General features: G+C 45.5%; 1 protein-coding gene. It reads right to left on the reverse strand.

Translation table 11 applies throughout. The features are described from left to right. A partial coding sequence (locus tag HC175_RS21890) for an EF-hand domain-containing protein (protein ID WP_209310188.1) occupies positions 1 to 332 on the reverse strand: 332 nt, incomplete at both ends.

Below are 332 nucleotides of genomic sequence, written 5' to 3' on the forward strand. Positions count from 1 at the left end.
TGGGTTTGGGAATTGGTACGGTTGCCGCTGTTCATATTTCCGTTGTTTCTCTTCGAGCTGTTGTAAGACTGGAATTCCTGTTGGTCAAGTTTTCCATCTTTGTTAATATCCCATGCAGCAAAGTCTCTTCTGGCCCATTCCTGGTTGCTTATAGTGCTGTTTTGGTCCTCATCAAAGGTTCCGAACCAGTTTGACCCTGCAACTCCCTCGTTCCATTCCGTGTTAGAAAGATCCCCACTCCGGTCTTTGTCAAACCTATCAAAATCATCTTGATTGGCATAATCACCAAAACTGTTGTTGAACCCTTCATCCCACTCCTGGCGGCTAATCGA

The sequence above is a fragment of the Salinimicrobium oceani genome, from assembly GCF_012037645.1.